Origin of the sequence: Bradyrhizobium nivariense, from assembly GCF_029846695.2 — a bacterium.
Lineage (GTDB): Bacteria > Pseudomonadota > Alphaproteobacteria > Rhizobiales > Xanthobacteraceae > Bradyrhizobium.
Genome location: NZ_JARWCR020000134.1, coordinates 1 through 7,436 on the forward strand (window position 1 = coordinate 1; position 7,436 = coordinate 7,436).

The following is a 7,436-nucleotide window of genomic DNA, read 5'->3' on the forward strand; positions in this document are numbered from 1 at the left end:
AAGATCGCCCGGCTCGGCGGTTATCTCGCCCGTGCCAGCGATCCGCCCCCTGGCAATACGGTCATGTGGCGCGGGCTGTCGCGCCTCACCGACATCGCGTTAGGCGCCTTGGTCGGAGGAGAATTTGAAAGCCGGTGAGGGCCGCCTTCCGGGCGGCAATCTTGCCCGCGATAGTTTGCTGATTGATTTGCAAGCAAATGAGCAAACGTGAGCAAGGTTTCGGTTCTGTCGGGTCCGGAGCGGCGGCGGCGATGGACCACGGTCGAGAAGCTTCGGATCGTTGAGGCGAGCCAGGCGCCTTCGACCAGCGTTATCGAAGTGGCACGTCGGCATGACGTGCATCCCAATCTGCTGACGGTTTGGCGGCGGCTGGCCCGAACGGGTGCTTTGGGCGCCGGGCGGGTGCCGCGGCAGGAGGACGAGGTGCACTTTGCGGCCGTTTCGGTTGCGCCGGAGCAGCCGGCATGGACGGCTCGTGCAGGAACTGGCGGGACGATCGAGATCGCCTTTGCAAGCGGAGTGCAGCTTCGGATCACGGGCGCGGTCGATCCCGCGACGTTGACGGCGGCGGTGGCCGCGTTGTCGGGTGGACGAGCCCGATGATCCCGTTGCCGACCGGGGTGCGGGTGTGGCTTGCCACGGGCCATACCGACATGAGGAAGGGCTTCGCCAGCCTTGCGCTCCTGGTGCAGGAGGTGCTGAAGCGTGATCCACTGAGCGGCCATCTGTTCTGCTTCCGGGGCCGACGCGGCGATCTGTTGAAGGTGATCTGGCATGACGGCCAAGGCGCCTGTCTGTTCAGCAAGCGGCTGGAGCGCGGCCGGTTCCTGTGGCCAAGCGTGGCCGACGATGTGGTGACCATCTCACCGGCGCAACTCGGCTATCTGCTTTCTGGGATCGACTGGCGCCATCCGCAGGAGAGTTGGCGTCCGACCTCGATGGGATGAGGATTCTGCTTGCGGCTGATGATGGATGTGATTCCATCGGACCGTGACCGACACTTCTGAATCGCTCCCCACCGATCTTGCCGCTGCGCATGCGATGATCCTCGCCGAGCGCGCCGCGCGGGTTGAGGCAGAGGCGCTTGCGGCAAGGGCGCAGGCTGCGGCGGTGAGTGCCGCGGCCGATGCCGCCAATGCAAGGGCGGACCTGTCGAGCACGGAAGCCCTGATCAGCCATTACAGGCTCGAGATCGAGAAGCTGCGGCGCCAGCTTTATGGCACCCGTTCGGAACGCACGGCGCGCCTGCTGGAGCAGATGGAACTTCAGCTCGAAGAACTGGAAGCAACCGCCACCGAGGATGAACTGGCGGCCGAGCAGGCGGCGGCGAGATCTCAGGCCGTCCAGTCGTTCCAGCGCAAACGGCCTTCGCGCAAACCATCCCCCGAACATCTGCCGCGCGAGCGCGTCGTGATCCCGGCGCCGGCTAGCTGTCCTTGCTGCAGCTCGGACAGGCTGTCGAAGCTTGGCGAAGACATCACCGAGACGCTGGAGGTGGTTCCGCGGCAGTGGAAGGTGATCCAGACCGTGCGCGAGAAGTTCTCGTGCCGGGCCTGCGAGACGATCGCCCAGCCTCCGGCGCCGTTCCACGTGACGCCGCGCGGCTTCGCCGGGCCGAACCTGTTGGCGATGATCCTGTTCGAGAAGTTCGGCCAGCATCAGCCCTTGAACCGGCAGAGCGAGCGCTATGCGCGGGAAGGCGTCGATCTGAGCCTGTCGACGCTGGCCGACCTGGTCGGCGCCTGCACGACCGTGCTGCAGCCGCTACACGCCCTGATCGAGGTGCATGTGCTCGGTGCCGAGCGCCTGCACGGCGACGACACAAATGTGCCGATCCTGGCGAAGGGCAAGACGATCAAGGGACACATCTGGACCTATGTCCGCGACGACCGCCCCTTTGATGGCCGGGCGCCGCCAGCGGCGCTGTATTATGCTTCACGCGACCGGCGGCACGAACATCCCGTGCGGCATCTGAAGGCCTTCAGCGGCATCCTGCAGGCCGATGCCTACAACGGCTACAACGAGTTGTACGATCCCTCGCGCGCGGAGGGGCCGATCACGTCGGCGTTGTGCTGGGCCCATGCCAGGCGGCAGTTCTTCGAACTGGCGGACATCGCCGCCAATGCACGGCGAGGCAAGATTGCCGGAGCGATCTCGCCGATCGCGCTGGAGGCAGTCAAACGCATTGACGCCCTGTTCGAGATCGAGCGCGGCATCAACGGTGTTGCTGCTGCTGAGCGGCTGCGCATCCGTAAGGAGCAAAGCGCGCCGCTACTGGAGGCTCTGGAAGCCTGGCTGCGCGAGCAGCGTGGCCGCCTATCGCGCTCGGCCTCGGTCGCCGAGCCGATCGACTATATGCTCAAGCGTTGGGATCGGTTCGCCCGCTTCATCGACGATGGCCGGATCTGCCTGACCAACAACGCAGCCGAACGGGCCCTGCGCGGCTTTGCCCTGGGCCGCAAGTCCTGGCTGTTCGCCGGATCAGATCGCGGTGCCGAGCGTGCCGCGGTCATGGCGACCTTGATCATGACCGCCAAGCTCAACGACGTCGATCCGCAAGCCTGGCTCGCCGACGTGCTTGTGCGCATCAACGACCACGCCGTCCACAGGCTGGATGAGCTTCTGCCATGGAATTGGCGAAAGCCCATGCCAGGCCGTGCCGAAGCGGCGTGAGCCAAGAGGACACATGAGATCGAGCGGTTTTTCCGCAGCAGAAAAATCGGCGGTGACGGCCGCCTGCCAGCGCCTGATCGACGACTTCCTGAAGCCCCGCTTCCTGCCCACCATCCGGCCGACGCAGTTCAACTATCCCGTCGACATCCTCGGCAAGTGGCACGGCACCAAGTATCGCTTCATTCAGCGCTACCGCTCCGGTTTCCCGGAGAATCTCGGCGAAGAGTTTGACGCGCCCTTCGCCCGCCTCGACTGGATCAGCCGCAACCGCTTCGACCTCCAGTGGCATCGCCACACCGGAGAATGGTTCTGCCTGCATCGCAGCCTTACCCTCGCCGAAGCGATTGACACGCTAACGACCGAAGGATTGTTCCATCCCTTTTGAACATCGTAAGTTCAGTTCCCCGCGGTACTCGCCGGATGGTTACGAATGGCCTGCGCATCAGCTCGCTTCGCGCGGCCCTGGCCATTGGCTTCGCGCGTTGGGATCGACCACCGACATGCCGACGCCTTCGGTCGCACGTACCGGGACGGCGGCGGGATCGAACTCCTCGAGACAGAACACGTTGACGCCGAAATGATCCGGCGCGGCGCGCTTGCGGTGAAACGTGTAGACGCCGCAGCGCGAGCAGAAAAAATGCTTCGCCCGCTGCGTATTCCATTCGTAGATCGACAACTGATCTTCGCCGCTCAGCACAGTGAGCGCACTCTCGTGCACCTTCGTCATCAGCGCGTTCTTCTGCCTGCACAACGAGCAATCGCACGTCGTTATCTCAACGATTTCTGACACGAGCCTGAACGTCACGGCGCCGCAATGACAGGAGCCTCGATAGGTCGGCATGCTGGTCTCTCATGGTCGATGCCATCGAGCATCGGCGAGACCGGACGGCCGCACAACAGATGGATTGCACGCAGAACAATGTTTGGTGATCGCTGCCACCTCCACCGGGCTGTGATCATTCAGCCATGATCCGCCGCTAGCAGGGCGCGCGGAGTTCAGGCGGAGTTCATTTCAGGTTCCCTAGCTTCCTCACCGCCGAGACCTTCGACCGCCGAGACCTTCGACCGCCAAGACCTTCGACCGCCAAGACCAACCACCCCCTTCAGGAGGAGAATTCCATGCCAGCATTGCTTCGTCCCGCGATCACCGCGCTCGGCGTCGCGTGCCTTCTGTCCGCAGCATCGCTTGCATCGTCCGGCGTCGCGTTCGCGCAGGCCAGGCAGCAGCCGGCACCGGCCCAGCAGGCCGCACCCGCGCAGGCTCCCGCACTCAAGCAGATTGCGCTCACCGACAAGCAGCTCGACGGCGTGCTCGCCGCGCAGAAGGACATGGATACGATCACGGAAAAACTTCCGGAGAACGCCGCGCCCGACCAGAAGGTGATCGGCCAGCTCGACGGCGTCGCCAAGAAGAACGGCTTTGCCGGCTACGATGATTACAACAACGTCGTCGACAACATCAGCCTCGTGCTCGGCGGCTTCGATCCCGCGACGAAAAAATATGTCGGCACCGAAGCCGTGATCAAGGCCCAGATCGCGCAGGTCCAGGCCGACAAGAAGATGCCGGCCAAGGACAAGAAGGAAGCGCTCGACGAGCTCAACGACGCCCTGAAGACGCCGGCCCCGCAGATCGAGAACAAGGCCAACATCGATCTCGTCGGGAAGTATTACGACAAGCTGGTCGCAGCATTGGGTGACGATCAGAATTGATGTGCGGAGCGCCGCTGCTCTGGAAAATGCTTGCCAAGCCCAATGCCGTCATGCCCCGGCTTGACCGGGGCATCCAGTACGCCGTGACGGATGTGGTGAGAGCGAGCTCTCCAAAGCAGGCCTCTGGAATACTGGATCGCCCGGTCGAGCCGGGCGATGACGAGAGTTGAATATGCGAATGCCGTCATGCCCCGGCTTGACCGGGGCATCCAATACGCCGTGACGGATGTGGTGAGAGCGAGCTCTCCAATGCAGGCCTCTGGCATACTGGATCGCCCGGTCGAGCCGGGCGATGACAAGAGTTGAATATGCGGCGGAACGTCAGGTCGCGCGTGCATCACATGACCCATAAAAAAAGCCCCGGAGACATCTCCGGGGCTTTCGTCGTTTATAGGCCCGACTTCTTCGAACGACCTACGTCCTTGTCCGCATCCGCATCATGAAGCTGTCGTAGCTGAGCTCCGCGACCTGCATCCAGGCGAGCGACTCGGCCCGGAATGCCGACAGGCTCGCATACATCTTGCTGAAGTGCGGGTTGGTCTTGCTGAGATCCGCGTAGATTTCGTTGGCGGCGCTGTAACAGGCCTCCAGCACCTCCTGCGGGAACGGCTTGAGGATCGCGCCGGCCACCAGCAGGCGTTTCAGCGCCGGCGGATTGACGTAGTCGTATTTGCCCGTGACCCAGGTGAAGGTATCGCGCGAAGCGATCTCGACCGCGGCCTGGTAATGCTTCGGCAACGTGTTCCACTTGTCGAGGTTCATGATGTTGTGGCCCTGGCCGGTGCCTTCCCACCAGCCCGGATAGTAATAGTACTTCGCGACCTTCACGAAGCCGAGCTTCTCGTCGTCATACGGGCCAACCCATTCGGCGGCGTCGATGGTGCCCTTCTCCAGCGCCGGATAGATGTCACCGCCCGCGATCTGTTGCGGCACGCCGCCGACCTTGGCGATGATCGTGCCGGCGAAGCCGCCGACGCGGAATTTGAGGCCCCTGAAATCCTCCATCGACTTGATCTCCTTCCGGAACCAGCCGCCCATCTGGGCGCCGGTCGACCCGGTCGGAATGCCGATGGTGTTGTGCTCCTTCAGCAGATCGTTGAGCAGCTCGCTGCCGCCGCCGAACAGCAGCCAGGAGATATGCGCGCGCGTGTTCAGGCCGAACGGCAGCGACGTGCCGAAGGTGAAGGCCGGGTTCTTGCCCCAATAGTAATACAGCGCCGTATTGCCCATCTCGACGGTGCCGTTCGATACGGCGTCGAGCACCTGCAGGCCGGGGACGATTTCACCGGAGGCGAACGGCTGGATCTGGAATTTGTTGTCGGTGACCTCGGCGACGCGCTTGCAGAAATATTCGCAGCCGCCATAGAGCGTGTCGAGCGCCTTCGGCCAGCTCGCGGCGAGCCGCCATCTCACTTCCGGATTCGATTGCGCGATCGCCGGCGCAGCAACGGCACTCGCGGCCAGGCCCAATCCGCCTGCCGTCAGGAATTTACGACGTTCCATGCGTTTCCCCTCCGTTATGTCGATGCCTTCGACCAGGGAACGATCTTGTTGTCGTCTTGTCTTCGTCGAGGATCGACGTTCTCTTGTTGAGATTGTTTGAGCGTTTCCGGACGGCCCTGATGGGCTCTTTTTGCTGGAAGCCGAGCGTTGCGGTTCCGGCCTGAGGATGACCGGACGCTTTGCGAGAATCAAGCGTCATGCCGCCCTCGCAGCTGCGAACGCAGGCAGACGCAAGTCGGAGCCCTCCGCGATCTGCTACTCGATTAGGCAATACCAACAGGAAGGCTCGCGCATGACGGGCAAGAAGGTCGTGGTCGCCGGAGCGACCGGTCTCGTCGGCCACGCCGCGTTGCGACACTTCGGCGCGTCCGAACCTTGCGAGGTCGTCGCGCTGTCCCGCCGCAAGCCGCGTGATCTCTACGGCGCTCGCCATGTCCCGATCGACCTCACCAGCGAAGCTGATTGCCGCCGTGCCGCTGCCGAGCTTCAGGGCGCCACTCACCTGGTCTACGCCGCGCTCTACGAAGCGCCGCAGCTCGTCGACGGCTGGCGCGACCCACAGCAGATCAAGACCAACGATCTGATGCTGCGCAATCTGATGGGTGTGCTCGAACAGGTCTCACCAGACCTCAGGCATGTCGCCCTGCTGCAGGGCACCAAGGCCTACGGTGTCCACGTTCGCCCCTTGGCCGTGCCGGCCCGCGAAGGCCGCTCCGAAATGTACGAGCAGCCCAACTTCTACTGGGCGCAGGAAAACTTCTTGCGCGAACTCCAAACCGGCAAGAGTTGGCATTGGAGTATCCTGCGGCCCGTGCTGATCGTTGGCCTCGCCATGGGCGGCGCCATGGACCTGATCCCGCCGCTCGGCGTCTACGCCGCGATGCTGCGCGAGCAGGGCAGGCCGCTCGACTTTCCCGGCGGCGCCGCGCGCGTCGCGCAAGCGGTCGATGTCGATCTCCTCGCCCGCGCCATCGCCTGGTCGGGCGAGGCCAAGGCCGCGCGGAACGAGGCCTTCAACGTGACCAATGGCGACGTCTTCACCTGGGAGAACATCTGGCCCGCGGTGGCGGACGCGCTTGAGATGAAGCCCGGCAAGCCGGTCCCGCTATCGCTCGCGAAGGAATTCCCCAACTGGGTCGGCCCCTGGGATGCGTTGCGGCGCAAGCACGACCTTGTATCGCCTGCGTTGGCCGAATTCGTCGGCCTCTCGTTCCAATACGCCGATTACAGCCTGCGCTACGGCCAGACCGAATCCGGTTCGTCCTCGATCGTCTCGACCGTGAAGATCAACCGCGCCGGCTTCACTGAGATGATGGACACCGAGGAGATGTTCCGGAAGTGGTTCAGGCAGGCGAAAGAGGGGCGGCTGCTTCCCTAACACAGAACCAAAGCCGATACATCTGGGACCGTTGCCCAGGTCAGGTTGTGACCCAGGCTGTGTAAAAACGCGGCTCCGCATCACCTCCATGCAACGAAGGCGGCCGTCGGTGTCGCTATTGAGTTCGCTGCCCGCGCCTCACGCCCGCATGGCTGCCAGCAATGGCTCGACG

8 protein-coding genes are annotated in these 7,436 nt (G+C 63.6%); 6 read left to right on the forward strand and 2 right to left on the reverse strand.

Annotation, left to right across the window (positions count from 1 at the left end; translation table 11 throughout):
- Window positions 1–207: 207 nt before the first annotated feature.
- The 4 genes from tnpA to QCM77_RS44960 all read left to right on the forward strand — a co-directional run bounded on the left by tnpA (window position 208) and on the right by QCM77_RS44960 (window position 3,058).
- On the forward strand, window positions 208–603 hold the full coding sequence (tnpA, locus tag QCM77_RS44945) for an IS66-like element accessory protein TnpA (protein WP_280097021.1): 396 nt from the start codon (window positions 208–210) through the stop codon (window positions 601–603).
- Entirely contained in the window at window positions 600–947 is a 348-nt protein-coding gene (gene tnpB, locus QCM77_RS44950) for an IS66 family insertion sequence element accessory protein TnpB (protein ID WP_280097022.1), read from the forward strand. The genes tnpA and tnpB overlap by 4 nt, the downstream gene beginning before the upstream one ends.
- A 94-nt stretch (window positions 948–1,041) precedes the next feature.
- The gene (gene tnpC, locus QCM77_RS44955; protein WP_280097027.1) at window positions 1,042–2,673 is read left to right on the forward strand and encodes an IS66 family transposase; all 1,632 of its coding nucleotides are present in this window, start codon (window positions 1,042–1,044) and stop codon (window positions 2,671–2,673) included.
- 13 nt (window positions 2,674–2,686) lie between these two features.
- The gene (locus QCM77_RS44960; RefSeq protein WP_280097023.1) at window positions 2,687–3,058 is read left to right on the forward strand and encodes a DUF3024 domain-containing protein; all 372 of its coding nucleotides are present in this window, start codon (window positions 2,687–2,689) and stop codon (window positions 3,056–3,058) included.
- Window positions 3,059–3,115: 57 nt separating this feature from the next.
- Here QCM77_RS44960 and QCM77_RS44965 read toward each other — a convergent pair whose 3' ends face one another.
- On the reverse strand, window positions 3,116–3,514 hold the full coding sequence (locus QCM77_RS44965; protein ID WP_280097024.1) for a GFA family protein: 399 nt from the start codon (window positions 3,512–3,514) through the stop codon (window positions 3,116–3,118).
- Between the two features lie 278 nt (window positions 3,515–3,792).
- Between QCM77_RS44965 and QCM77_RS44970 the strand changes: the two genes are divergently transcribed.
- Window positions 3,793–4,383, forward strand: coding sequence for a hypothetical protein (locus QCM77_RS44970; protein ID WP_279661564.1), 591 nt, complete (start codon window positions 3,793–3,795; stop codon window positions 4,381–4,383).
- 414 nt (window positions 4,384–4,797) lie between these two features.
- Here the strand turns inward: QCM77_RS44970 and QCM77_RS44975 are convergent, their stop codons facing one another.
- The gene (locus QCM77_RS44975; protein WP_280097025.1) at window positions 4,798–5,886 is read right to left on the reverse strand and encodes a TRAP transporter substrate-binding protein; all 1,089 of its coding nucleotides are present in this window, start codon (window positions 5,884–5,886) and stop codon (window positions 4,798–4,800) included.
- A gap of 292 nt (window positions 5,887–6,178) precedes the next feature.
- Between QCM77_RS44975 and QCM77_RS44980 the strand changes: the two genes are divergently transcribed.
- Window positions 6,179–7,264, forward strand: a complete 1,086-nt coding sequence (locus QCM77_RS44980; RefSeq protein WP_280097026.1) for an SDR family oxidoreductase — start codon at window positions 6,179–6,181, stop codon at window positions 7,262–7,264.
- Window positions 7,265–7,436 lie beyond the last annotated feature (172 nt).